This window comes from Streptomyces sp. NPDC050560, assembly GCF_044457285.1.
In the GTDB taxonomy this organism is placed as follows: domain Bacteria; phylum Actinomycetota; class Actinomycetes; order Streptomycetales; family Streptomycetaceae; genus Streptomyces.
The window spans coordinates 27,377-51,845 of record NZ_JBITGT010000028.1 but is presented as its reverse complement, the minus strand read 5'-3'; the positions used below and the strand labels follow the sequence as shown (position 1 = coordinate 51,845).

Sequence of the window (24,469 nt, the reverse complement as noted above, 5' to 3'; positions counted from 1 at the left end):
ACCCGGAAGCTAAGCCCTTCTGCGCCGATGGTACTGCGAGGGGGACCTCGTGGGAGAGTAGGACACCGCCGAACTCTTTGTGAAGAAGTGCCCCGTACGGGCCCCTGATTGGGGAGCCGGTGCGGGGCACTTCTGCGTTCGTACCCCTGCGCGAGGCCGACGCGGGTCGGCGGGTAAGGTCAGGGGGTATCGTCGGCCCGTTTCACAGCAGGAGGCCCCCGGGTGGAGGTCCAGGAGACAGAGGTTCAGACGGACCGGGTCCTCACCATCCCGAACATCCTCAGCATGGCGCGGCTCCTCGGAGTACCGCTCTTCCTGTGGCTGATTCTCCGGCCCGAGTTCGGCGGACCGACAAGCGACGGATGGGCGCTGCTCGTCCTCGCGCTCAGCGGCGTCAGCGATTATCTCGACGGGAAGCTCGCCCGCCGCTGGAATCAGATCAGCAGCCTCGGCCGGGTACTCGACCCCGCGGCCGACCGCCTCTACATCCTGTCGACCCTCGCCGGACTCACCTGGCGCGAGATTCTGCCGATCTGGCTCACCGCGGTACTGCTCGCCAGGGAACTCATGCTTCTCGTGATGGTCGACATCCTGCGCCGGCACGGCTATCCGCCCCCGCAGGTGAACTTCCTCGGCAAGGCGGCCACGTTCAACCTCATGTACGCCTTCCCGTTGCTCCTCCTGAGTGACGGACACGGATGGATCGCGTCAGTCGCAACTGTTTTCGGATGGGCCTTCGCGGGATGGGGTACGACCCTGTACTGGTGGGCAGGAGTCCTCTACGTGGTCCAGGTCCGCAGACTCGTCAAGGCGGACACCACTGCCGAACTCGCTCAAGGTTGAGCGGCCCGTAGGCAGGGTGGGATGGCCCGTACCTGCGCAGTGCGGGACAATCAGACGGGTGAGGTCGGCAAGACAGTCGTCTCTCAAGGAGGACGCTTCCGACATGAAGGCCGTCGTGATGGCCGGGGGCGAAGGCACCCGTCTTCGCCCGATGACTTCGAGCATGCCCAAGCCGCTCCTGCCGGTCGCCAACCGGCCGATCATGGAGCATGTGCTGCGGCTGCTGAAGCGGCATGGGCTCAATGAAACCGTCGTCACCGTTCAATTCCTGGCCTCCCTGGTCAAGAACTACTTCGGCGATGGCGACGAACTCGGCATGGAGCTGACCTATGCCAACGAGGAGAAGCCACTCGGTACCGCCGGTAGCGTCAAGAACGCAGAAGCCGCCCTCAAGGACGACGCATTCCTTGTCATCTCGGGCGACGCCCTCACCGACTTCGACCTCACCGACCTGATCAACTTCCACAAGGAAAAGGGCGCCCTGGTCACGGTCTGCCTGACCCGCGTGCCTAATCCGCTGGAATTCGGCATCACCATCATCGACGACGACGGCAAGGTCGAGCGTTTCCTGGAGAAACCCACCTGGGGCCAGGTCTTCTCCGACACCGTGAACACCGGGATCTACGTCATGGAGCCCGAGGTGTTCGACTACGTCGAAGCCGACGTCCCCGTCGACTGGTCCGGCGACGTCTTCCCCCAGCTCATGAAGGACGGCAAGCCGGTCTACGGCTATGTCGCCGAGGGCTACTGGGAGGACGTCGGCACCCACGAGAGCTATGTGAAGGCCCAGGCCGACGTCCTCGAAGGCAAGGTCGACGTCGAGATCGACGGCTTCGAGATCTCCCCAGGCGTCTGGGTCGCCGAAGGCGCCGAGGTCCACCCCGACGCCGTGCTGCGCGGGCCCCTCTACATCGGCGACTACGCCAAGGTAGAGGCCGACGCCGAGATCAGGGAACACTCCGTCGTCGGCTCCAACGTCGTCGTCAAGAGCGGTGCCTTCCTCCACAAGGCCGTCCTCCACGACAACGTCTACATAGGGCCCCACAGCAACCTGCGGGGCTGCGTCATCGGCAAGAACACCGACATCATGCGCGCCGCCCGCATCGAGGACGGCGCCGTCATCGGCGACGAGTGCATGGTCGGTGAGGAATCGATCGTCCTCGGCAGCGTCCGGGTCTACCCGTTCAAGACGATCGAGGCGGGCGCCTTCGTCAACACCTCCGTGATCTGGGAGTCCCGCGGCCAGGCCAACCTGTTCGGCGCCCGCGGCGTCTCCGGCATCCTCAACGTCGAGATCACACCCGAACTCGCCGTACGCCTCGCGGGCGCCTATGCGACCACCCTGAAGAAGGGCTCCACGGTCACCACCGCCCGCGACCACTCCCGAGGCGCGAGGGCGCTCAAACGGGCCGTGATCTCCGCGCTCCAGGCCAGCGCCATCGACGTGCGCGACCTGGAGAACGTACCGCTGCCCGTGGCCAGGCAGCAGACCGCGCGCGGCAGCGCGGGCGGCATCATGATCAGGACGTCCCCCGGGGTGCCCGACTCCGTCGACATCATGTTCTTCGACGGCCGCGGCGCCGACCTCTCCCAGGGCAGCCAGCGCAAGCTCGACCGCGTCTACGCCCGCCAGGAGTACCGGCGCGCCTTCCCCGGCGAGATAGGGGACCTCACGTTCCCGTCCAGCATCTTCGACTCCTACACCGGCTCCCTGATGCGCAACGTCGACATCACCGGCGTCGCGGAGTCCGGCCTCAAGGTCGTCGTCGACGCCTCCAACGGCAGCGCGGGACTCGTCCTGCCCAGCCTCCTCGGAAAGCTCGGCGTGGACTCCCTGACGATCAACCCGGGACTCGACGAGTCCCGGCCCACCGAGACCCCAGACAGCCGCCGCTCCGGGCTCGTACGGCTCGGCGAGATCGTGTCCTCCGCGCGCGCTGCCTTCGGCGTCCGGTTCGACCCCGTGGGGGAGCGGCTCTCGCTGGTCGACGAGAAGGGCCGCATCATCGAGGACGACCGCGCCCTGCTCGTCATGCTCGACCTCGTCGCCGCGGAACGCCGCAGCGGCCGGGTCGCGCTGCCGGTGAGCACCACCCGTATCGCCGAGCAGGTCGCCGCGTACCACGGCACCCAGGTCGAGTGGACGACCACCTCGCCCGACGACCTCACCCGGGTCGGCAGGGACGACGCCACGATCTTCGGCGGCGACGGCAGGGGCGCGTTCATCGTCCCCGAGTTCAGCAGCGTCTTCGATGGCACGGCGGCGTTCGTACGGCTCATCGGGCTCGTCGCGCGCACCCAGCTCACCCTCAGCCAGATCGACGCCCGCATCCCGCGCGCCCACGTGCTGCGCCGCAGCATGGCGACCCCCTGGGCGGTCAAGGGCCTCGTGATGCGGCGGATCGTGGAGGCCGCGGGCGACAGGTCGGTGGACACCACAGACGGCGTACGGGTCGTGGAGACCGACGGGCGCTGGGTCATGGTGCTGCCCGACCCGGCGGAGGCGGCCACCCACCTGTGGGCCGAGGGCCCCGACGACGCCTCCGCGCAACAACTGCTTGAGGAGTGGTCGGCGGTCGTCGACAGCGCGGGCAACTGATCCCGCGGCCCGCAGCGGCGGCCCTCTCCCGAGGGCCGCCGGGTGGCACGGGGGGCCATTCGGAGGATGCGCCCCCGACGTGCGAATATGTGCGGCATGCCACAGCCGCCCCCCGTTCGGAGTACGGCGCCCGCCCGTTCACGCCTCGACGCGTCCATGTCGCTGATCACCAACGTCATGGACCACAGCCTCGACGAGGGCTACGCCGAGGCCGCCGCGCGCAGACGCGCCGCCGTCGAGGAGGGCAGGCCGCTGCCGCGCACCGTGTCGGCGAAGCTGTGGCTGGCCGCCGGCCTCGTACTGGCCGCCGTCGTGGTCACCGTCGGCGCCGCCCAGACCAGGGTCGCCGCCCCCGCCGTCGCCAAGGAGCGCCAGGAGCTGATCGACCGCATCGACAGTGAGACGGACGCCGCTGACGAGCTGGAGTCCCGCGTCGACGACCTCAGGGACGATGTGACGGACCGCCAGCGCGAGGCGCTGAAGACGGCCGGTGGCGCCTCGAACGGCACGGACAGCCTGGTCGGACTGCTCTCCGGAGCAACCCCCGTGCACGGTCCCGGCGTCAGACTCGTTGTGGACGACGCGAAATCGGCCCAGAGCAGTGACGGCGGTCCACGCGAGAGCGACGACTTCTCCGACACCGGCCGGGTACGCGACCGCGATATGCAGCGGGTCGTGAACGGCCTGTGGCAGTCGGGCGCGGAGGCCGTCTCGATCAACGGCCAGCGGCTCACCGCCCTGTCGGCGATCCGCGCCGCGGGCGACGCCATACTCGTCGACAACAGGCCGCTGGTGCCGCCGTACACGGTGCTCGCGGTGGGGGACGGGAAGAAGCTGGCCGAAGCGTTCCAGAACAGCGCGGACGGCATCTACCTCCACACCCTCGAAAAGGACTTCGGCATCCGCACCGGCACCACGGTCCAGAGCGACCTGAAGCTGCCCGCGGCGCCGAGCGTCATCGTCCGCACCGCGCGACCCCGCGCGGCCACCCCGCCATCGCAGAAGGGCACATCGTGATCGCCGTACTGGGCCTCGTCGTGGGAGTCGTGGTCGGACTGCTCGTCCGTCCCGAAGTCCCGGCCGTGGTCGAGCCGTACCTCCCGATCGCCGTCGTCGCGGCGCTCGACGCCGTCTTCGGCGGCCTGCGGGCCATGCTGGACGGGATCTTCGACGACAAGGTGTTCGTCGTGTCCTTCCTGTCGAACGTGGTGGTGGCGGCGCTCATCGTGTTCCTCGGCGACAAGCTCGGCGTCGGCGCCCAGCTCTCCACCGGCGTCGTGGTGGTCCTCGGCATCCGCATCTTCTCCAACGCGGCCGCCATCAGGCGCCACGTCTTCCGGGCGTGACGCCGATGGACCCGAGGCAGCCGAGCGACCCGCCCGAGCCGGACGAGGGGGCCGGGCAGCGCCCCGAGCCCGAACCGAAGCACACGTCCGACCCCAAGCACTCCGCGGGCCCGCGCCACCCCATCGGCCGCAGGCACCCGCATTCCCCGCACCACGCCGCGGCGGCGCACCCCGAGGGCGAGGGCGCCCCGCGGCGCCCCCGGCCCGCCGGCGCCACCGGGACGGGCGCCGTACCGCACACCGGCCACCACCTGCGCAGGGAATTGCCCGCCGAGGTCGAGGTCGCGCCGTCGGGGGACGAGACGGACGAGACCCCGGCCGAGGAGCGGCGCGCCGCGCCGGACGGCGGAGGCGGCAGACAACGGCTGCTCCAGGCGCTCTGGCCGCCCCGGATCAGCAGGGCACAGCTCATCGTGGCGCTGCTGCTGTGCGGGCTCGGCTTCGGGCTCGCCATCCAGGTCGCCTCCACCAGCGACACCAGCCCCCTGCGCGGCGCGCGTCAGGAGGACCTGGTGCGCATCCTCGACGAGGTCGACGGCCGCACCCAGCGGCTCGAAGACGAGAAGCAGAACCTGGAGGACCAGCGCACGGAGCTGGAGAACAGCTCCGACCAGGCCGAGGAGGCCCGCAAACAGACCCAGGAGAAGGAACGCGAACTGGGCGTGCTCGCGGGTAACGTCGGCGCCGAGGGCCCGGGGATCACGCTCACCATCGACGACGCCAAGGGGCGGATCGGGGCGGATACCCTGCTTGACACGGTCCAGGAGCTGCGGGCCGCGGGGGCGGAGGCGATCCAGATCAACGACGTGCGGGTGGTGGCCAGTACCTATCTCACGGACGCCGACGGCGGCGGGGTCGCCGTGGACGAGCACGAGGTCGGGCGCCCGTACCACATCAAGGTCATCGGCAAGCCGGAGGATCTGGAGCCCGCCCTCAACATCCCGGGCGGCGTGGTCCAGAGCCTGGAGAAAGAGCAGGCCACCGTTGACGTGCAACGCGAGGAGAAGGTGGTTGTGGACGCCTTGCGACCGGCGAAGCGCCCTGGCTACGCTCGGTCGTCCTCACGGTGAAGAGAAGGTGCATGGAGGGTGCGGCCCGGGGGCATGAGGATGCGGGGGGTCGACGCACGGGAGAAACGGTGCGTGGTGGAAACTGTCTGGCAGGTACGGACGTTGTGAGGATGTCCGGATCAGCCGGTGTGTGCAATGAGGGTTCGTCCTGCCCCACGGGCGGGTCTGTTTCGGTCAAGGGGAATCGCCCGTGAAGTTGTTTTCGAAATTGTTCGGCAAGAGCACCCGCGACGGCGGTGGTGGCTCCGCCAGACACCGTGCCGCGCGCTACGGAGAGCCCGAGGGGCAGGAGGCCGAGCGGCCGCTGTTCCGCGACGAGGTCGCTGCTCCAGGCGGAGACAATTCGGGCGGGCGGGGCGCGCCCGCTGTTGACCCTGCCGTGCAGGGACGCATAGGTTTCCAGGAACCTTCAACCTCAAGTGGAGGTGGAGGGTTCGCACCCGATCCGTATGCGTCCCAAGCCCCTGGTGGGCAGCCACGGCAGGAGGACCCCTCGATGTCGTCCCTGGTGTGTACGAGGTGCGGCAACCGCAACGCGGAAGCCAGCCGTTTCTGCTCGAACTGCGGCGCGCCCCTGAGGGCGGGCGCCACGAGCGAGCGCCCGTCGGAGACCACGTCCACGATCTCCATCTCCGGCCTTGAGGCGTACGACGCCGAGGCCACCGGGCAGACCCAGATCCCGGCGCTCTCCCCGGAGGCGCAGGCAGCGGTGGACGCGCTGCCGCTGGGCTCCGCGCTCCTGGTGGTGCGCCGCGGGCCGAACTCGGGCAGCCGCTTCCTGCTCGACGGGGAGCTGACGACCGCGGGCCGCCACCCGCAGAGCGACATCTTCCTCGACGACGTGACGGTGTCGCGGCGGCACGTGGAGTTCAGGCGCGGCCCCGACGGCGCGTTCAGCGTCGCCGACGTCGGCAGCCTGAACGGCACGTACGTCAACCGCGAGCGGATCGACTCGGTCGCACTCGCGGGCGGTGACGAGGTCCAGATCGGCAAGTACCGGCTGGTCTTCTACGCCAGCCAGCACTGACCCGACAGGGAAGAGGCGGATGCTGCGAACATCGGGCGGCGCCGGCGACGGCGCCGCCGCGGCGGACGGGCGCCCGATGAGCATCGGCGCCGTGCTGAACGTCCTGCGCACGGAGTTCCCCGAGGTCACCATCTCCAAGATCAGGTTCCTGGAGTCCGAGGGCCTTGTCGAGCCCGAGCGCACCCCCTCGGGGTACCGGAAGTTCCGGCCCGCCGACGTGGAGCGGCTCGCGCGGGTCCTGCGGATGCAGCGGGACCACTACCTGCCGCTGAAGGTCATCCGCGAGCACCTGGACGCCCTGGAGCGCGGCGAGCCGCTTCCCGCGGCCCCGGGCGGCACGGCGGAGCAGCAGGAAGCGGGGCCGCCCGCCGCCGAAGCGCCCGAGCCGCCGCCCGCCCGGGTCGGCCGGGCGGAGCTGCTGACCACCGCGGGGGCCGACGGCGCCCAGCTCGCCGAGTGGGAGTCCTACGGCCTCGTCACACCGGTGGCCGAGGGGGAGTACGACGCCGGATCGGTGAAAGTCGCCGAGCTGGTGGCCGAACTGGCCAGGTTCGGCATCGAGGCCCGGCACCTGCGCGCCCTCAAGGCGTCCGCCGAGCGGGAGGCCGGCCTCGTCGAACAGGTCGTGGCGCCGCTGCGGCGGCACCGGAACCCGCAGACCAGGGCGCACGCGGAGGACACGGCCCGGGAGATCGCGGGCCTCACGGAGCAGTTGCACAGCGCCCTCGTGGGCGCCGCCCTCGGCCTCAGGCTGCCGTGACACACCCGCCCGCGCGCGCCCGGGAAGCCGGGATATCGACCGGGGAATCGCCGGTGTGCCGGGTGCCCGACTACCCAAAGGTGCCGGGCACGGCCTAGGGTTGCTGTGTGAACGAGCTCGACGTCGTAGGTGTCCGGGTCGAAATGCCCTCCAACCAGCCGATCGTGCTCCTGCGGGAAGTGGGAGGCGATCGCTACCTCCCCATCTGGATCGGCCCCGGGGAGGCGACCGCCATCGCCTTCGCACAGCAGGGCATGGCTCCGGCGAGACCGCTGACGCACGACCTGTTCAAGGACGTGCTCGAAGCCGTGGGCCAGGAGCTGACCGAGGTGCGCATCACCGAGATGCGCGAGGGGATCTTCTACGCCGAGCTGGTCTTCGCCAGCGGGGTCGAGGTGAGCGCACGCCCCTCCGACGCGATAGCGCTGGCGCTGCGCATCGGCGCCCCGATCTACGGCAGCGACGGAGTCCTTGAGGACGCCGGAATCGCCATCCCGGACGAGCAGGAGGACGAGGTGGAGAAGTTCCGCGAGTTCCTCGACCAGATTTCGCCGGAGGACTTCGGGACCAACAGCCAATAACGCGTCCGTCCGGGCGGTCCTGGCCGCCCTGAGTCGGTCTCGCCCGGCATATTCGGCTAGCCTTTCCCCGGCGACGGGCGCGGAAAACCACCCGCAGGGTGATTATCACTCGGCGTGCCGAGTGTGGCGATCGTTGACGCACCCCTGGTGACTGCCTACCGTCGACAAGGCAGGTCAAGGACGGAGGTCGGCGTGAGAAGCAGCGGCGACGGTACGGCGGGGGGAGCCGGACCCAGTCCGGTGGAGAGCGGTCCGTACCCGCTACACGGCCCATCGGCCGCCCCATCCTCGCACCCGGCCGTGGTCACGGCCGACGGCGGGCCGGGGGCGGAACAGATTGGTTATCGGGGCCCCGCGGCGTGCGCGGCAGCGGGCATCACCTACCGGCAGCTCGACTACTGGGCGCGCACCGGCCTGGTCGAGCCCAGCGTCAGGCCCGCCTACGGCTCGGGCACCCAGCGCCTCTACAGCTTCCGCGACGTCGTCGTGCTGAAGATCGTGAAGCGCTTCCTGGACACCGGCGTCTCCTTGCAGAACATCAGGACCGCCGTCCGCCATCTGCGCGGCCGCTCCCTCGCCGACCTGGAACGCATGACGCTGATGAGCGACGGCGCCACGGTCTACGAGTGCTCCTCGCCCGGCGAGGTCCACCAGCTCCTCCAGGGCGGCCAGGGCATCTTCGGCATCGCCGTCGGGGTCGTCTGGCACGACGTGCAGACCGCCCTCTCCCAGCTCCACGGCGAGCGGGTCGACACCGGTGAGACCCTCGTCGGCCGCCATCCCACCGACGAGCTGGCCCGCCGCCGCAACCGCGCCGTCTGACCGCCCCCGCCCGTTCGCGCGGCGGGCGGGCGCGATGTCAGTGGCATACGGCAGCATCTGAGGCGTGCGACGCGAGCCCACCATCATGCATCTCGACATGGATGCCTTCTACGCCTCGGCGGAGCAGGCGGCCAAGCCGAGCCTGCGCGGCAAGGCCGTGATCGTGGGCGGCCTCGGGCCCCGGGGCGTCGTCGCCACCGCCTCCTACGAGGCCCGCAGGTTCGGGGTGCACTCCGCGATGCCCATGGGGCAGGCGAGGCGCCTCGCACCACACGCCGCGTACCTCGTGCCCCGCTTCGGGCTCTACCGCGACATCAGCGAGCAGGTCATGGGCCTGCTGCGGAACCTGTCCCCGCTGGTCGAACCGCTCAGCCTGGACGAGGCTTTCGTCGACCTGGAGGCGTCGGGGGCCGCGGACGACGCCGCGTCGGCCCGCGCCATCGGCGAACGGCTGCGCGCCGACATCAGGGCCGTCACCGGCCTCAGCGGCTCCGTCGGGCTCGCCGTCTCCAAGATGCTCGCCAAGATCGCCTCCGAGCGCGCCAAGCCCGACGGCCTGGTGCTCATTGACGCGGGCAGCGAGCGCGAGCTGCTGGGACCGCTCCCGGTGCGCACCCTGCCGGGCGTCGGCCCCGCCACCGGCGACCATCTGCGGCGGGCCGGGATCACCACCGTCCAGGAGATCGCGGACGCCGGAAAGGACGAGCTGGTGCGGCTGCTCGGCAAGGCGCACGGCGCGGGGCTCTACGCGATGGCGCTGGCCAGGGACGAGCGGCCCGTCGTCGCCGAGCGCGACACCAAGTCCGTCTCCGTCGAGGACACCTACGACACCGACATCCACGACCGGGTACGGGTGCGCGGCGAGGTGCAGCGGCTCGCCGACCGCTGTGTGCGGCGGCTGCGCGAGGCGGGGCGCTCGGGGCGCACGGTGGTGCTGAAGGTCCGCCGCTACGACTTCTCCACGCTCACCCGCTCGGAGACGCTGCGCGGCCCCACCGACGACCCCGCGGTGGTGCGGGAGGCGGCCGCGCGGCTGCTGGAGTCCGTGGACACCACCGGCGGGGTGCGGCTGCTCGGCGTCGGCGTCACGGGACTCGCCGGGTTCACCCAGGAGGACCTGTTCGCACAGGCCGCTTCGGGCACCGCGGAGGAGCCGCACCCCGAGCCCGAGGACACCGGGGAGCGCCCCGAGGCGCCCGAGAAACAGGACGACACGCCGGTGCCGAGGCGCTGGCTCGCCGGGCACGACGTGCGGCACGCGCGGCACGGCCCCGGCTGGGTGCAGGGCAGCGGCCTCGGCCGGGTCACCGTGCGCTTCGAGACCCCGGGCTCGGCCCCCGGCCGGGTCCGCACCTTCGCCGCCGACGACCCCGACCTCACGGCCGCCGGGCCGCTGCCGCTCGTGCCCGACGGGGCGCGGGCCCCGAAGGACGCGCCGGGCCCGGAGACCGCCGGCTGACGGCACCGGGTGCCGCCGCGCCCCGGACTCAGTCCCGTTCCTCGCCCGCGATGTGCCCGAAGTCGCGGTCCGGGGGCCAGGTCTCGCGCACCCCCTCCACCATGATCCCGTAGTGGTGGCAGAGCTGTAGCTCCTGGGCGGGGGAGAGGTGGCGTCCGACCCCGAGGTCCGGCGCGTGCCGGATCAGGGAGCGGTCGAAGGGCACCCGCAGCACCCCGCCCACCAGCCTGCTCTGCTCCAGCGGCACGAAGGCGTCCCGGGTGAAGAATCCCGTCCTTATGGCCGCCCATTCGGGTGAGCCGGTGGCATCGTCGAGATAGACCTCGTCGATGGTCCCGATCTTCGAACCGGTGCGATCGAACGCTTTGCGGCCGATCAGGTGGCGCGGGTTCACATCCGTCTGCACGCTGTCTCCCGACTGCCGAAGAACCATCCGTCACCCCTACGAAAGGGTACGAACGGGGTGTCGGCCAGCCGAGTGCCGACCGCGGGGCCGCTGGTAGGCTTGCTGATGGCCGCAGAACCCGAGCGGGAGAGTCCTCCGGCGGCCGCCGGAGGCGCCGAAGGAGCAAATCCTCCCCGGAATCTCTCAGGCTCACGTACCGCGCGGGTGAGGCCACTCTGGAAAGCAGAGCGGGCATGGTCGGTCTTCCGCTCTCACCGACGGTGCAAGCCGGGCGTCCCCAGGGCGTGCCGGTGAAGCTCTCAGGTCGTATGACAGAGGGGGAGGCCGTCCGGGCACCCCGTGCCCTCACAGGTCGCAGCAGACCAGGAGGCCCCCGCCATGAACGCCCACCGCACGCCGCTGTCCCGTCTTGAGCGCGCCGCCCCCTTCGAGCGGCGGCACATCGGTCCGGGGCCCCAGGAACTCGCCAAGATGCTGGCGCACGTCGGCTACGGCTCCCTCGACGAGCTGACGGACGCCGCCGTGCCCGAGGTGATCAGGAGCACCGAGCGGCTGCCGCTGCCCGAGGCGGGCAGCGAGGCGGAGGTGCTGGCGAGCCTGCGGGGCCTCGCCGAGCGCAACACCGTCCTCGACTCCATGATCGGCCTCGGCTACTACGGCACCTTCACCCCGCCGGTCATCCTCCGCAATGTGCTGGAGAACCCCGCCTGGTACACCGCGTACACGCCCTACCAGCCGGAGATATCGCAGGGCCGCCTCGAAGCGCTGCTGAACTTCCAGACCACGGTCGCCGACCTGACCGGGCTGCCCACGGCCGGCGCCTCCCTCCTCGACGAGGGCACGGCCGCCGCCGAGGCCATGGCGCTCTCCCGGCGGGTCGGCAAGGTCAAGGACGGCGTCTTCCTCGTCGACGCCGACACCCTGCCGCAGACCCTCGCCGTGCTCAGGACCAGGGCGGAGCCCTCCGGTGTGGAGATCGTCGTGGCGGACCTCGCCGACGGGGTGCCCGACGCCGTCGCCGAGCGCGGCGTGACCGGCGTGCTGCTCCAGTACCCGGGCGCCTCGGGCGCCGTACGCGACCTGCGGCCGCTGGTCGAGCGGGCGCACGAGCTGGGCGCCGTGGTGACCGTCGCCGCCGACCTGCTCGCCCTCGCCCTGCTCACCCCGCCGGGACAGCTCGGCGCCGACATCGCCGTCGGCACCACCCAGCGCTTCGGCGTCCCCATGGGCTTCGGCGGCCCGCACGCGGGCTACATGTCCGTACGCGAGGACTTCGCCCGCAGCCTGCCGGGACGTCTCGTCGGGGTCTCCCAGGACGCCGACGGCAACCGTGCCTACCGGCTCGCGCTCCAGACCAGGGAGCAGCACATCCGCCGGGAGAAGGCCACCAGCAACATCTGCACCGCCCAGGTGCTGCTCGCCGTGATGGCCGGGATGTACGCCGTCTACCACGGCCCCGAGGGGCTGCGGGCCATCGCCGCCAGGACCCACAGGTACGCGACGCTGCTCGCGGCGGGGCTGCGCGCCGGGGGCGTGGAGGTGACCCACGGGACGTTCTTCGACACGGTGACCGCCCGGGTGCCCGGGCGCGCCGCGGAGGTCGTCGCGGCGGCCCGCGGCGGCGGGGTCAACCTGCGGCTGACCGACGCCGACCACGTCGGCATCGCCTGCGACGAGACCACCACGAGGGACCATCTCGGCACGGTGTGGAGCGCGTTCGGCGTCGAGGCGGAGGTCGCCGCGCTCGACGAGGACACCGACGACGCGCTCCCGGCCGGGCTGCTGCGCACCGACGCCTACCTCACCCACCCGGTCTTCCACGAGCACCGCTCCGAGACCTCGATGCTGCGCTACCTGCGCCGCCTCGGGGACCGGGACTACGCCCTGGACCGCGGCATGATCCCGCTGGGCTCCTGCACCATGAAGCTCAACTCCACCACCGAGATGGAGCCCGTGACCTGGCCCGAGTTCGGGGCGCTGCACCCCTTCGCGCCCAGCGAGCAGGCCCAGGGCTATCTGTCCCTCATCGGGGAGCTGTCCGGCTGGCTCGCCGCGATCACCGGCTACGACCGTGTCTCGCTCCAGCCCAACGCCGGCTCCCAGGGCGAGCTTGCGGGGCTCCTCGCGGTACGCGGCTACCACAGGGCGCGTGGCGAGGCCGGCCGCACCGTCTGCCTGATCCCGTCCTCCGCGCACGGCACCAACGCGGCGAGCGCGGTGCTCGCCGGGATGCGGGTGGTCGTGGTGAAGACCGCGGGCGACGGCGAGATCGACGCCGACGACCTGCGGGCCAAGATCGAGCAGCACCGTGACAGGCTCGCGGTGCTCATGATCACGTACCCGTCGACGCACGGCGTGTTCGAGGAGCACGTGTCCGAGATCTGCGCCGCCGTGCACGACGCGGGCGGCCAGGTCTACGTGGACGGGGCCAATCTGAACGCGCTGATGGGGCTCGCCAGGCCCGGCAGGTTCGGCGGGGACGTCTCGCACCTCAACCTGCACAAGACGTTCTGCATCCCGCACGGCGGCGGCGGTCCCGGCGTCGGCCCCGTCGCGGTGCGCGAGCACCTGGCCCCCTACCTCCCCGGCCACCCGCTCCAGCCGCTCGCGGGCCCCGAGACCGGCCCGGGCCCCGTGGCCGCCGCGCCCTGGGGCTCGGCCGGTATCCTCCCGATCTCCTGGGCGTTCGTACGGCTGATGGGCGGCGAGGGGCTGCGGCGCGCCACCCAGGTCGCGGTCCTGAGCGCCAACTACATCGCCAGGCGGCTCGAACCCCACTTCCCCGTGCTCTACACGGGGCCCGGCGGCCTCGTGGCGCACGAGTGCGTGATCGACCTGCGCCCGCTGACCAAGGCCACCGGGGTCAGCGTCGACGACGTCGCCAAGCGGCTCGTGGACTACGGCTTCCACGCGCCCACGATGTCGTTCCCCGTCGCCGGAACGCTCATGATCGAGCCCACCGAGAGCGAGGATCTTACGGAGATCGACCGCTTCTGCGCGGCGATGATCGCGATCCGGGCCGAGATCGAGAAGGTCGCGGCGGGGGAGTGGCCCCGCGAGGACAACCCGCTGCGCAACGCCCCGCACACCGCCGCCGTCCTCGCGGGCGACTGGGACCACCCGTACGGGCGCGAGACGGCCGTGTTCCCGACCGGGGTGCACGCGGCGGACAAGTACTGGCCGCCGGTGCGCCGCATCGACCAGGCGTACGGGGACCGCAACCTGGTGTGCGCCTGCCCGCCGCCCGAGGCGTACGACGACTGACCCGGGACGCGAAAAGGGGCCGGTCCGCAAACACGGGACCGGCCCTGGTGGCGCGTGGGGCGTGGCGCTAGGCGGCGGTGATCACCCTGGAGGTGCCCAGGGGGCGGTGCGGAGCGATGACCTTGCCGTCCGGCAGCAGTTCACCGGTGTCCTCGAAGAGGAGGACGCCGTTGCACAGCAGGCTCCAGCCCTGCTCCGGGTGGTGCGCCACCAGGTGGGCGGCCTCCCGGTCGGCTGAGTCCGCGGTCGGACACGGTGGTTGGTGCTGGCACATGTCGGGGATCTTTCGCTCTGTCGTGACGTCGGTGTCGGTCGATGGTGCGGTCTGTGTGCTGCGGCTGTTCATGGCCGCTCCCCCGTGGTCGGATCGGTGGGGTCCTGAGCCCCGCCGTTCAGTTGTGTGTGTCCAGTCTCACCCCCGCGGAGCGGACTCCGCAGGTATTTCGCGACAGTGCGTCTCACTCGTTGGAGACGCGTTACACACCTGTGCGGTTCACTGGCGCTCAGGGTCGCGCCCAGCTCACCCCGTGTGACACGGCGGGGGTGGCGGCTGCGGGCCGTGGTGGGGCGGTGGCCCGTGGTGGCCGGGCGCACGGGAGGCGCCGCCCCGTGCGGGACGGCGCCTCGGGCAGGGGTGCCAGGCGCGGTGCGCTCCGCTCACGCGGTCAGCAGCGCCGCGGCGGCGAGCCGGTCGGTCAGCGTGGGCAGCAGCTCGGCGGCCCGGTGCGGGCGGTGCGCGGCGATGCCGGGCGGCGCGGGCGCGAGCGGCACCAGCAGATCGTCCGGCGCCGGCTCCCCGGCCTCGGGGTCGGCCGACGGGTCGCCGTGCAGCCACAGGGTCAGCATGTAGAGGCCGGTGACGGAGAGCAGCCTGGGCTGGTACGGGGCGGCCAGGGTCTCGGCCTGGGCGAGCGCCCGCTCCGTGGCGGCGGCGTACGGGCCCTCGAAGAAGTGCGAGAACACCCAGCCGTCGGGGGTCGGCACCGCGTCGGCGGCGGCCACCGGGCGCCCGGCCGAGCGGATCACGAAGCGCCAGGCGGCGAGCCGCGGGGCGAGGGGACCCTCGGCCGGTGGACGGTCGATCACATGCACCGGCAGTGGCAGCTCCGCGGTGGGTGGCGACTGGGGGGAGCGCAGCGCCGGGATGCGCGCCTCTCGTACGGCGGACGGGGAGCCGAGCGCCGCGAGGACACCGCGCAGGGCGGGGGCGGGAGCCGGGGGAGCATGCAGGGGCATGATGGGGTCGCCTCTCATTCGACAGGCATGAGGAAGCGGGGCAAGTGCAGACGTCACTGTCGGCTGGCGGGGGTCGGGAAGGCGGAGATGTCCGCGAGCACCAACTCTCTGCCCCGTGGGCGGAGTTTATACGACATACGTTCTAGCCGCGTTTCGGCTAGCGGTCGTCCGTATTGCGGGCAAGAAACTATTCGGTCACCATGATGGGGCACGCCACCTCATTGCGCGCGAGGAAGCACGCCCTGACCTGTCGGAATTGGCACCGCCTGTACGGCTCGATTTAACCGGCGATTACCGGCACATACGCGGCGTGAATGTGCCGTTCTGGTGCCGCACCGCCCGCCTGCCCGGAGCCATTGCCGCCGCCGCCCCGTCCCCTGTGCCCCGTGAATGGGCCCCGTGAATGTGCTCCAGGACACCATGAGCGTACTCGGTCCACGTGCCCGCCGTGGCGTTACGGACACATTGTCCGGGGCACCCTCCCTGTCACGACGCAGCCACGACGGCTCCCGCCGAAGCGCGGAGCCCCGGAAACCGAGGAGGGTGCCGCGATGGGGGAGAAGGTCTCCGCGGGCGAGGGCACGATCAGCGGCCGCGATCGGCAGCGGTTCCGCGACAAGCTGGGGCAGTGCCTGACGGCGCTGGCCCGGCTGCTCGACGAGGGCCGCTTCGAGGGGCCCCGGAACCTGATGGGCCTGGAGATGGAGATGAATCTCGCGGGGTCCGACGGTATGCCGCGGATGCTCAATGAGCAGGTTCTCGAACGGGTCTCAGGTATGGATTTCCAGACCGAGCTGGGAATGTTCAACCTGGAAGTCAATATCCCGCCGAGGCGTTTTGAAGGTGCCGTTCTCGAAGAGTTGTCCGCGGAACTTGACGCGGCTCTCGCACATGCCCACGAGAAGGCTCAGGAGGTCGACGCCGGGATCGTGATGATCGGTATTCTTCCGACTCTCGCCAGACAACACCTGGTTTCCGCGAACCTCTCCGACATCGACCGCTTCGCGCTTCTCAACGAGCAGATTGTCGCCGCCCGCGGAGAGGACTTCGCGCTGGACATCGACGGTGTGGAACGGCTCAGCACCACGTCCGCTTCCATTGCCCCCGAGGCCGCCTGCACCTCCGTCCAACTCCATCTCCAGGTGCGGCCCGAGCGGTTCGCGGACGCCTGGAACGCCGCCCAGGTGGTCGCCGCGCCGCAGATCGCCGTCGCCGCCAACGCGCCCTTCCTCTTCGGCCGGGAGCTGTGGCGCGAGTCGCGCCCGCCCCTGTTCCAGCAGTCCGTGGACACCCGTCCGCCCGAGCTGAAGGCCCAGGGCGTGCGCCCGCGCACCTGGTTCGGCGAGCGCTGGATCGGCTCCGCGTACGATCTCTTCGAGGAGAACGTACGCTACTTTCCCGCCCTTCTGCCCCTGTGCGCCGAAGAGGATTCGGCACGCCTCCTGGCGGAGGGCGAGGTACCGCAACTGTCGGAGCTGGTTCTGCACAACGGCACCGTCTACCGCTGGAACCGGCCCGTCTACGGCGTCACCGACGGCGTCCCGCACCTCAGGGTGGAGAACCGGGTGCTGCCCGCGGGCCCCACCATCGCCGACGTCGTCGCCAACGCCGCCTTCTTCTACGGCCTGGTGCGCGCCCTCGCCGACGAGCCGCGCCCGGTGTGGACCCTGCTCCCGTTCGAGGCCGCCGCCCGCAACTTCGACGCCGCCTGCCGGTACGGCATCGACGCCCGGCTGGTCTGGCCCCGCAGGCGGCGCAGCGGCACCGAGGAGGTCGCCGCCACAGAACTGGTCCGCGAGGAGCTGCTGCCGCTGGCCGCGGCGGGGCTCGACGCCTGGGGCGTGAAGCCCGACGAGCGCGACCGCTACCTGGGCATCATCGAGCAGCGCTGCGACCGCAGGGTCAACGGCGCCTCCTGGCTCGCCGACACCTTCCACCGCGCCCTGGACGCGGGCGCGGACCGCGAGGACGCCCTCGCCGCCACCACCCGGCGCTACAGCGAGCTGATGCACCTCGGCGAGCCCGTGCACACCTGGCCCACCGGAGTGCCGGGGTGAGCCCCGGCGGCCCCGGCGACACCCGAGCCGGGGCCGCCGGGACCCATGCCGCACCGGGTGCGAGGATGGGGGCCGGGCAGCGCGGTCAGTGGGAGGCGTACGTGCAGGCGGAGGCGGGACCGGGGGCGCGGGAGCTGCCCGACGACGGGCCACGGCGCCGCACCTGGCGCCACGAGACCCTGCTGGTGCTCGCCCTCTCCCTGGGCGCGAGCGGCCTGTCGGCGCTGATCTCCTTCGTCGGCTCCGTCACCAGGCCGGGAGGGCTCAAGGACCAGGCCGCCACCCTCAACGCCTCCGCCGCCCCTGGCCGCCCCTGGCTCGACCTCGCCTGGCAGCTCTTCGACATCGCCACCGCGCTCGTGCCCGTACTGCTGGTGTTCCACCTGCTGACCCGGGAGGGCGCGGGGCCGCGCACCCTCGGCTTCGACCGGACGAGGCCCTGGCCCGACCTGGGCCGCGGCGCCGGGGTGGCCGCGGTGATCGGCGGCATCGGCATCGGGTTCTACCTCGCGGCACGCGGCCTCGGCTTCAATCTGACCGTGGTGCCCGAGGCACTGCCGGACGTGTGGTGGAAGTTCCCCGTCCTCGTCCTGTCCGCGGTGCAGAACGCCGTGCTCGAAGAGGTCATCGTGGTCGGCTATCTGCTGCGGCGCCTCGGCCAGCTCGGCTGGGGACCGATGGGCGCCCTCGCGGCGAGCGCCGTACTGCGCGGCTCGTACCACCTCTACCAGGGCGTCGGCGGGTTCCTCGGGAACGTGGCGATGGGCGTGGTCTTCGTGCTGCTCTACCGGCGCTGGGGCCGGGTGGGACCGCTGGTCGCCGCGCACTCCCTGCTCGACATCGGCGCGTTCGTCGGCTACGCGCTGCTCGCGGGCAAGGTGGGCTGGCTCCCGACCGCCTGACCCGGCCGCCGGGTTTCACACCAGCAGCTCGCCGTCGATGACGGTGACCGCGGTGCCGGTGAGCAGCGTCCGCTCGCCCCTGACCTCCGTACCGACCAGGCCGCCGCGCGCCGACGCCTGGAAGCCGACGAGCGAGGAGCGCCCCAGGCGGCCCGCCCAGAAGAGGCCGAGCGAGGTGTGCGCGCTGCCGGTGACCGGGTCCTCGTCGATGCCGACGTCGGGGAAGAAGCAGCGGGAGACGAAGTCGTAGCCGGCGCCGGGGTCGTCGGCGCGCGCGGTCACCAGCACTCCCCGCTTCGACGCCCCGCGGAGGGCGCGGTGGTCGGGGGCCAGCTCCCGTACCGTGCGCTCGTCGGCCAGCTCCACCAGGATGTCGTCGGTGGGGCCCGCGGTGGTGTGGGCGCTCAGCGGCGTGGCGCCGAGGGCGTCCGCGAGGCCCGCGGGCGGCGCCACCCCGGTCAGCGGGGCGGTGGGGAAGTCGAGGGTGATCCGGCCCCCGGCGCCGGCACGCGCGGTGAGGAGCCCGCCACGGCTGGCGAAGCGCACCGGCCCCCCGGCGCGGCCGTCCGCGGCGAGTACGTGCGCGGTGGCGAGGGTGGCGTGCCCGCACAGGTCCACCTCCGTACCCGGGGTGAACCAGCGCAGCGCCCAGTCGGCCTCGCCGCCGGGCGGCAGCGGGTGGGCGAAGGCGGTCTCCGACAGGTTGACCTCGGCGGCCACCCGCTGGAGCCGGTCGTCAGGGGGGAACGCGTCGAGCAGCACGACCCCCGCGGGGTTGCCCCCGAAGGGCCGGTCGGTGAAGGCGTCCACGATCCGAATGCGCATGCCGGAAGCGTAGAAGCCGCGCCGTGGCGCGACCAAGGCCAATCCGCTCCGACTGGCCCTTTCCCGGTCCGCCGCCGCGCCCCCGGCGCCGGAGCACCCACCGCCCCGATGCACGTACCCCAAGTCCCTTTTTCCCGGGGCCCGATGGGTGGCGGTGCGCCCACCGGCGAGGCCCGCCACCTCCCTTGACGGTGTCAGCCGCCTGTGCCACGCTGACGTTCGCATGGTGGACTTAAGTTCACCTAGTGCACTGAAGGGGTCCATCAGCAACAGGAGCGCGCCCATGGCCACCCGTATCAACCACATCGCGATCGTGAGCGACCAGTTCGCGCTGATGGGTACCTTCTACGCCGCGGTCTTCGGGCTCCAGGGGCCCAGCGACCTGAAGAAGTCCGCCGCGGCCGCCAACCTCACCGACGGCTACGTGGGCCTCAACATCAACCCCCGCAAGCCCGGCAGGCAGGCCGGGCTCGACCACTTCGGCTTCGAGGTGGACGACCTCGACGCCACCCTGGCACGGGCCCGCGAGCTGTACCCCGACCTCGACGCGGTCAAGCGCCCGAGCAACCGCCCCTTCGCCGCCTACAGCGCCCACGACCCCGCGGGCAACGTCTTCGACCTCTCCCAGGCGGGCCTGAGCAACCGCGGCGGTGTCTACGCCGAGGAGCACGAGCAGTCGGGCCCCAGCCGCTTCAGCCACTTCATGCTGCGCACCATGCGGCACACCGAGGTCGCCTCCTTCTACCAGGACGTCCTGGAGCTGAAGCGGGTCGAGCCCCCGCGGGCCGCGGGCGACGCCGTCACCCTCACCGACGGCACCATCGAGATCGTCATCGTGCCCTGGACCATCGGCCACTTCCTCGGCACCGGCATCGCCCGCCCCTCGATGGACCACTTCGGCTTCGTGGTCGACTCCCTCGACGACTTCAAGGCCGAACTGGCCAAGCGGATCAAGGCCAACCCCTCCCTCGCGCCCCGTACCTACGAGGTGAGCCCCGAGGCCAACCGCCGGGTGCGCGACATGGCCGACTGCCCCGCCGGGTCCGACTACCAACTCGCCGACCCGGACGGCATCCTGCTCGACGTGCGTGCCGCGGCGTAACGGTGCACACCGACGTCGCGGGCGCCCGCACCCACTGGGTCGAGGCCGGGACGGGCGGGACGCCGGTGGTGCTCGTGCACGGCGCCTCGCTCGGCTCGTCCCTCGCCACCTGGGAGCGCTGCCTGCCCCGTCTGGCCGCACGGGGGCTGCGGGCCGTCGCCTACGACCAGCCCGGGTTCGGCGGCACCGACGCGTCCCCCGGCCACTCGCTGCCCGAACGCGCCGCGTTCCTGGGGCAGTTCCTCACAACCCTCGGCATCCGGACGGCCCATCTCGTCGGACACTCCCAGTCCGGCGGCATGGTGGTCGGGCACGCCCTCGAACACCCGGACACCGTACGCACCGTCACCGCCGTGGCCACCGGGAGCCTGCTGCCGCCCGCCACCGGGCCCGCACCCGCGGGCCACGCCGAGGGCCACCAGGGCGACCCGGGGCGCGAACCCACCCTCGACGAGGTACGCGCTCAGCTCGAAGCCAACCTCCACGACCCCGCCCTCGCCACCGACGAGGCCGTGCGCGCCCGGTACGCGCTCAGCACCGGCGCCCACTTCACGGCCTTCCAGGAGCGCGACAGGATCGCCCGCGCGGGCGGCGGAGGCAACAAGGGGCTCCGCGCCCGCCTCGGCGAACTCACCGTCCCCGCCCTCTTCCTGTACGGGGCGGCGGAACCCGGCCGGGTCGGCGAGCGCGTCGAGGCCGCCCGCGCCGCACACCCCGGCGGGCACTACGCGCTCGTGCCGCACGCGGCACACCTGCTGCCCTGGGAGGCGCCGGAGGAGTTCGCCCGTGTCGTCGGGGACTTCGTCACCGGACACGGCTGAGCCGCGCCCGGGCCGCCACGGCCCGGTGCACCGGCACCCCCCGGGGTCCCGCGTCGGCGCCCCGGGGGAGCGGGGCGCCGACGCACCCACACCGGCGCACACACCGCCGTACGCGAGAACGAACGAGGAGCTTCAGTGAGTGCACCTGCCCCGTACCCGATGCTGATCGGTGGCGAGCTGACCGGCAGCGACTCGGGAGAGTGGCTCGACTCGGTGAACCCGGCCGACGAGCAGGTCATCGGACGCACCCCGGCGGGCACCGCCACCGACATCGCCCGCGCCGTCGGCGCCGCACAGGACGCCTTCCCCGGCTGGCGGGCGCTCTCCGCACAGGAGCGCGCGGGACACCTGCGGGCGCTCGCGGCGAAACTCGCCGAACGCGGCGAGGAGATCCTCGAACTCGAAGTGCGCGACACCGGCAACACCATCCGCAAGATGCGCAGCGACGTCAGCCGCGCCATCGAGAGCCTGGAGTACTACGCGGGGCTCGGCCTCGAACTCAAGGGCGAGACCGTGCCCGCCACCGCCTCGGGCCTGCACTACTCGGTGCGCGAGCCCTACGGGGTGGTCGCCCGGATCATCCCCTTCAACCACCCCGTCCAGTTCGCCGCGGCCAAGCTCGCCGCGCCCCTGGCCGCGGGCAACACCCTCGTCATCAAGCCGTCGGAGCAGTCGCCGCTGTCCGCGTCCCTGCTCGCCGAGGTGTGCCGCGAGGTGCTGCCGCCCGGCGTGGTCAACATCGTCACCGGACTCGGCGCCGCCACCGGCGAGCCGCTTGTGCGCGACCCCCGGGTCCGCCGTATCGCCTTTATCGGCTCCGCCGCCACCGGCATGCGCATCCAGCGCACCGCCGCCGAGTCCGGCGTCAAGAACGTCACCCTGGAACTCGGCGGCAAGAACCCGATGATCGTGTTCCCCGACGCCGACCTCGCCAAGGCGGTGCCCGCCGCCGTCGCGGGAATGAACTTCGCCTGGGCCGGGCAGTCCTGCGGCTCGATGAGCAGGCTCTTCCTCCACGAGGATGTCCACGACCGCGTGGTCGAGGAGATCACGTCGCTCGTCGAGGGCCTGCGCATCGGCGACCCACTCGACGAGGCGTCTGACATGGGCCCCGTCAACTCCCGTGCCCAGTACGACAAGGCGCTCCACTACATCGAGGCGGCCCGCGAGGACGGCGCCCGCATCGCCACCGGCGGCCGCGGTCTGAGGGGGGATCAGTTCCCCGCCGGGTACTGGGTGGCGCCCACCGTCTGCACCGAAGTGAAGCCCGGCATGCGGGTGTTCGGGGAGGAGGTCTTCGGGCCCGTGCTCTCCGTCGTGCGCTGGTCGGACCCCGACGAGGTCATCCGCATGGCCAACGACGTCGAGTACGGCCTCACCGCCTCCGTCTGGACCCGCGACCTCGACACCGCCCTCACCACCGTGCGCCGGGTCGACGCCGGATACGTCTGGGTCAACGACGTCTCCAAGCACTTCACGGGGACCGGCTTCGGCGGCGTCAAGAACAGCGGCCTCGGCAGGGAAGAGGGCATCGAGGAGCTGTACAGCTACACGGAGAGCAAGTTCGTCCATGTCAACATCTGAGCAGCGCGGGACCACCGCACGCCCCGGCACCGCACCCTCCGAGATCCCGGCAGGAGAGCCCGCCACCGCCCAGGAGTGGGCGAGCGACGTCGTCGCCGACACCCTGCGCGCGCTGTCGCTCCGCTACGTCGCGCTCACCCCCGGGGCCACGTTCAGGGGCCTGCACGACAGCATCGTCAACCACCAGGGCAACCACCACCCGCAGCTCGTCCTCTGCCTCCACGAGGAGCACGCGGTCGCCGTCGCCCACGGCTACGCCAAGGCCGCGGGGCGCCCCATGGCCGTCGCCCTGCACAGCAACGTCGGCCTGATGCACGCGAGCATGGCCCTGTACAACGCCTACTGCGACCAGGCGCCCCTGCTCGTCCTCGGCGCGGGCGGCCCCGCCGACACCCACCACCGCAGGGCCTGGACCGACTGGGTCCACACCTTCACCGACCAGGCCGCCCTCGTCCGCCCCTTCCTGAAGTGGGACGACCAGCCAGGCTCCCTGCCCGCGGCGGTACGCTCCCTGCTGCGCGGCGCCCAACTCGCCGCCGGGGCGCCCAGGGGACCCGTCTACGTGTCCCTGGACAGCGAACTGCTCGAAGAGCCGCACGACGGCAGCGACCTGCTGGCCGACGCCCACCGCTTCCCGCCGCTGCCCGCACCCGTGCCCGCCGACGCGGAACTCGACCGCGCCGCACGGCTGCTGGCCGGGGCCGAGCACCCCGTCATCCTCGTCGGACGCACCTCCACCAGCGGGGAAGCCTGGGACCAGCGGGTCGCGCTCGCCGAACTCCTCGGCGCCGAGGTGGTCACCGACCTCAAACAGACCGCGTCCTTCCCCACCCGGCACCCGCTGCACCACCGCGACACCGGCATCAGGCTGACGGCGCGCGGCCGGGCCGCGGTGGCCGCAGCCGACGTCGTCCTCTCCCTCGACTGGCTCGACCTGGGCACCGCGCTGCGCGACGCGGGACAGGAGCACACCACGGTCGTCCACGCCACCCTGGCCCACCAGAACGTCCGCGGCTACACCCAACTCGACTTCTGGCCGGGCCCCGTCGACGTCACCCTCACCGGACACCCCGACGACGTGGTCGGCCCGCTCCTGGAACGGCTGCGCACACTGCGCACCCCCGCCACGCCGCCGTACCCGACACATCCCGAGCCTCGGCCCGAGCCGGAGACCGAGCGGCCGGACGCCGCCGCGCCGCTCACGCTCGACGCGCTGGCCAGGACCGTGCATGAGGCGTGCGCCGCGCAGCCGGCCACGCTCATCAGGGCCACCCTCAACTGGCCGGAGGACGCCTGGCCGTTGACCGGGCCGATGGACTACCTCGGCATGGACGGCGGCGGCGGTCTCGGCTCCGGGCCCGGCATGGCCGTCGGCGGCGCGCTCGCGCTGCTCGGCAGCGGGCGCCTGCCGGTGGCCGTGCTCGGCGACGGCGACTACTCCATGGGCGTCACCGCGCTGTGGACCGCCGCGCACTACCGGCTGCCGCTGCTGCTCGTCGTGGCCAACAACATGGCCTATCTCAACGACGTCACCCACCAGTCCAGGGTCGCGGCCACCCGCGCACGGCCCGACGCCAACCGGGGCATCGCCACCACCCTCGTCGACCCGCCGCTGGACGTCCTCGGCCTGGCCACCGCCCAGGGGGCGCGCGGCTTCGGCCCGGTGGAGAGCGTCGGCACCCTGCGCACCGCGCTGGGCGAGGCCATCGCCGAGGTCAGGGCGGGCGGCGTGGCCGTCGTCGACGCCCGGATGCCCCGGCCCTGA

The 24,469-nt window shown here is 72.0% G+C and carries 21 protein-coding genes, 1 rRNA gene and 1 riboswitch; of the genes, 18 read left to right on the top strand and 4 right to left on the bottom strand.

Annotation, left to right across the window (positions count from 1 at the left end; translation table 11 throughout):
• From rrf to ACIBIW_RS36430, 11 genes are all read left to right on the top strand, one after another.
• A 5S ribosomal RNA gene (gene rrf, locus ACIBIW_RS36480) occupies positions 1–74 on the top strand; the annotation flags it as partial.
• 148 nt (positions 75–222) lie between these two features.
• Positions 223–843 (top strand): CDP-alcohol phosphatidyltransferase family protein, encoded by a 621-nt coding sequence (locus ACIBIW_RS36475; protein ID WP_399342799.1) that lies wholly within the window; start codon positions 223–225, stop codon positions 841–843.
• Positions 844–946: 103 nt separating this feature from the next.
• A complete protein-coding gene (locus ACIBIW_RS36470) occupies positions 947–3,442 on the top strand; it encodes a sugar phosphate nucleotidyltransferase (RefSeq protein ID WP_399342796.1) in 2,496 nt (831 codons plus the stop codon).
• Positions 3,443–3,529: 87 nt separating this feature from the next.
• Positions 3,530–4,459, top strand: a complete 930-nt coding sequence (locus ACIBIW_RS36465) for a DUF881 domain-containing protein (RefSeq protein ID WP_399342793.1) — start codon at positions 3,530–3,532, stop codon at positions 4,457–4,459.
• Positions 4,456–4,788 (top strand): small basic family protein, encoded by a 333-nt coding sequence (locus tag ACIBIW_RS36460; protein WP_019708255.1) that lies wholly within the window; start codon positions 4,456–4,458, stop codon positions 4,786–4,788. Before ACIBIW_RS36465 ends, ACIBIW_RS36460 begins: the two co-directional genes overlap by 4 nt.
• 5 nt (positions 4,789–4,793) lie before the next feature.
• Positions 4,794–5,858 (top strand): DUF881 domain-containing protein, encoded by a 1,065-nt coding sequence (locus ACIBIW_RS36455; protein WP_399342791.1) that lies wholly within the window; start codon positions 4,794–4,796, stop codon positions 5,856–5,858.
• Between the two features lie 148 nt (positions 5,859–6,006).
• The gene (locus tag ACIBIW_RS36450; RefSeq protein ID WP_399342805.1) at positions 6,007–6,885 is read left to right on the top strand and encodes an FHA domain-containing protein; all 879 of its coding nucleotides are present in this window, start codon (positions 6,007–6,009) and stop codon (positions 6,883–6,885) included.
• A gap of 19 nt (positions 6,886–6,904) precedes the next feature.
• Positions 6,905–7,645, top strand: coding sequence for a MerR family transcriptional regulator (locus ACIBIW_RS36445; RefSeq protein WP_399342789.1), 741 nt, complete (start codon positions 6,905–6,907; stop codon positions 7,643–7,645).
• 107 nt (positions 7,646–7,752) lie between these two features.
• Positions 7,753–8,226, top strand: a complete 474-nt coding sequence (locus ACIBIW_RS36440; RefSeq protein WP_399342787.1) for a bifunctional nuclease family protein — start codon at positions 7,753–7,755, stop codon at positions 8,224–8,226.
• A 192-nt stretch (positions 8,227–8,418) separates the two neighbouring features.
• Complete coding sequence (locus ACIBIW_RS36435) at positions 8,419–9,048, top strand: MerR family transcriptional regulator (protein ID WP_399342785.1); 630 nt, start codon at positions 8,419–8,421, stop codon at positions 9,046–9,048.
• Positions 9,049–9,112: 64 nt separating this feature from the next.
• Positions 9,113–10,507 carry a DNA polymerase IV gene (locus ACIBIW_RS36430; RefSeq protein WP_399342784.1) on the top strand — a complete coding sequence of 465 codons (1,395 nt, stop codon included), beginning with the start codon at positions 9,113–9,115 and terminating at the stop codon, positions 10,505–10,507.
• Between the two features lie 28 nt (positions 10,508–10,535).
• Here the strand turns inward: ACIBIW_RS36430 and ACIBIW_RS36425 are convergent, their stop codons facing one another.
• Positions 10,536–10,913 carry a PRC-barrel domain-containing protein gene (locus tag ACIBIW_RS36425; RefSeq protein ID WP_399342782.1) on the bottom strand — a complete coding sequence of 126 codons (378 nt, stop codon included), beginning with the start codon at positions 10,911–10,913 and terminating at the stop codon, positions 10,536–10,538.
• A 113-nt stretch (positions 10,914–11,026) separates the two neighbouring features.
• Positions 11,027–11,122, top strand: a riboswitch (glycine riboswitch).
• A gap of 169 nt (positions 11,123–11,291) precedes the next feature.
• Here ACIBIW_RS36425 and gcvP point away from each other — a divergent pair.
• A complete protein-coding gene (gcvP, locus tag ACIBIW_RS36420; RefSeq protein WP_399342780.1) occupies positions 11,292–14,177 on the top strand; it encodes an aminomethyl-transferring glycine dehydrogenase in 2,886 nt (961 codons plus the stop codon).
• Between the two features lie 67 nt (positions 14,178–14,244).
• Here gcvP and ACIBIW_RS36415 read toward each other — a convergent pair whose 3' ends face one another.
• Complete coding sequence (locus tag ACIBIW_RS36415; RefSeq protein WP_399342804.1) at positions 14,245–14,451, bottom strand: DUF5999 family protein; 207 nt, start codon at positions 14,449–14,451, stop codon at positions 14,245–14,247.
• Between the two features lie 383 nt (positions 14,452–14,834).
• A complete protein-coding gene (locus ACIBIW_RS36410) occupies positions 14,835–15,413 on the bottom strand; it encodes a hypothetical protein (RefSeq protein WP_399342778.1) in 579 nt (192 codons plus the stop codon).
• A gap of 551 nt (positions 15,414–15,964) precedes the next feature.
• Here ACIBIW_RS36410 and ACIBIW_RS36405 point away from each other — a divergent pair.
• Both ACIBIW_RS36405 and ACIBIW_RS36400 read left to right on the top strand, forming a co-directional pair.
• Positions 15,965–17,470, top strand: a complete 1,506-nt coding sequence (locus ACIBIW_RS36405) for a glutamate--cysteine ligase (RefSeq protein WP_399342776.1) — start codon at positions 15,965–15,967, stop codon at positions 17,468–17,470.
• Between the two features lie 101 nt (positions 17,471–17,571).
• A complete protein-coding gene (locus ACIBIW_RS36400; RefSeq protein ID WP_399342802.1) occupies positions 17,572–18,372 on the top strand; it encodes a CPBP family intramembrane glutamic endopeptidase in 801 nt (266 codons plus the stop codon).
• A gap of 15 nt (positions 18,373–18,387) precedes the next feature.
• Here ACIBIW_RS36400 and ACIBIW_RS36395 read toward each other — a convergent pair whose 3' ends face one another.
• Positions 18,388–19,197, bottom strand: coding sequence for a PhzF family phenazine biosynthesis protein (locus ACIBIW_RS36395; RefSeq protein ID WP_399342774.1), 810 nt, complete (start codon positions 19,195–19,197; stop codon positions 18,388–18,390).
• A gap of 283 nt (positions 19,198–19,480) precedes the next feature.
• Here ACIBIW_RS36395 and ACIBIW_RS36390 point away from each other — a divergent pair, with 283 nt between their 5' ends.
• From ACIBIW_RS36390 to ACIBIW_RS36375, 4 genes are all read left to right on the top strand, one after another.
• Positions 19,481–20,299 carry a VOC family protein gene (locus tag ACIBIW_RS36390; RefSeq protein WP_399342772.1) on the top strand — a complete coding sequence of 273 codons (819 nt, stop codon included), beginning with the start codon at positions 19,481–19,483 and terminating at the stop codon, positions 20,297–20,299.
• Positions 20,300–20,301: 2 nt separating this feature from the next.
• Positions 20,302–21,120, top strand: a complete 819-nt coding sequence (locus ACIBIW_RS36385; RefSeq protein WP_399342771.1) for an alpha/beta fold hydrolase — start codon at positions 20,302–20,304, stop codon at positions 21,118–21,120.
• A gap of 135 nt (positions 21,121–21,255) precedes the next feature.
• Positions 21,256–22,704, top strand: a complete 1,449-nt coding sequence (locus ACIBIW_RS36380) for an aldehyde dehydrogenase family protein (RefSeq protein WP_399342770.1) — start codon at positions 21,256–21,258, stop codon at positions 22,702–22,704.
• On the top strand, positions 22,691–24,469 hold the full coding sequence (locus ACIBIW_RS36375; protein ID WP_399342768.1) for a thiamine pyrophosphate-binding protein: 1,779 nt from the start codon (positions 22,691–22,693) through the stop codon (positions 24,467–24,469). Before ACIBIW_RS36380 ends, ACIBIW_RS36375 begins: the two co-directional genes overlap by 14 nt.

What these genes read in the sequence shown, in the direction of transcription:
- ACIBIW_RS36470 (WP_399342796.1), top strand. Translation starts at nt 947, where the DNA reads ATGAAGGCCGTCGTGATGGCCGGGGGCGAAGGCACCCGTCTTCGCCCG.
- ACIBIW_RS36465 (WP_399342793.1), top strand. Translation starts at nt 3,530, where the DNA reads ATGTGCGGCATGCCACAGCCGCCCCCCGTTCGGAGTACGGCGCCCGCC.
- ACIBIW_RS36455 (WP_399342791.1), top strand. Translation starts at nt 4,794, where the DNA reads ATGGACCCGAGGCAGCCGAGCGACCCGCCCGAGCCGGACGAGGGGGCC.
- ACIBIW_RS36445 (WP_399342789.1), top strand. Translation starts at nt 6,905, where the DNA reads ATGCTGCGAACATCGGGCGGCGCCGGCGACGGCGCCGCCGCGGCGGAC.
- gcvP (WP_399342780.1), top strand. Translation starts at nt 11,292, where the DNA reads ATGAACGCCCACCGCACGCCGCTGTCCCGTCTTGAGCGCGCCGCCCCC.
- ACIBIW_RS36415 (WP_399342804.1), bottom strand. Translation starts at nt 14,451, where the DNA reads ATGTGCCAGCACCAACCACCGTGTCCGACCGCGGACTCAGCCGACCGG.
- ACIBIW_RS36410 (WP_399342778.1), bottom strand. Translation starts at nt 15,413, where the DNA reads ATGCCCCTGCATGCTCCCCCGGCTCCCGCCCCCGCCCTGCGCGGTGTC.
- ACIBIW_RS36405 (WP_399342776.1), top strand. Translation starts at nt 15,965, where the DNA reads ATGGGGGAGAAGGTCTCCGCGGGCGAGGGCACGATCAGCGGCCGCGAT.
- ACIBIW_RS36395 (WP_399342774.1), bottom strand. Translation starts at nt 19,197, where the DNA reads ATGCGCATTCGGATCGTGGACGCCTTCACCGACCGGCCCTTCGGGGGC.
- ACIBIW_RS36390 (WP_399342772.1), top strand. Translation starts at nt 19,481, where the DNA reads ATGGCCACCCGTATCAACCACATCGCGATCGTGAGCGACCAGTTCGCG.
- ACIBIW_RS36375 (WP_399342768.1), top strand. Translation starts at nt 22,691, where the DNA reads ATGTCAACATCTGAGCAGCGCGGGACCACCGCACGCCCCGGCACCGCA.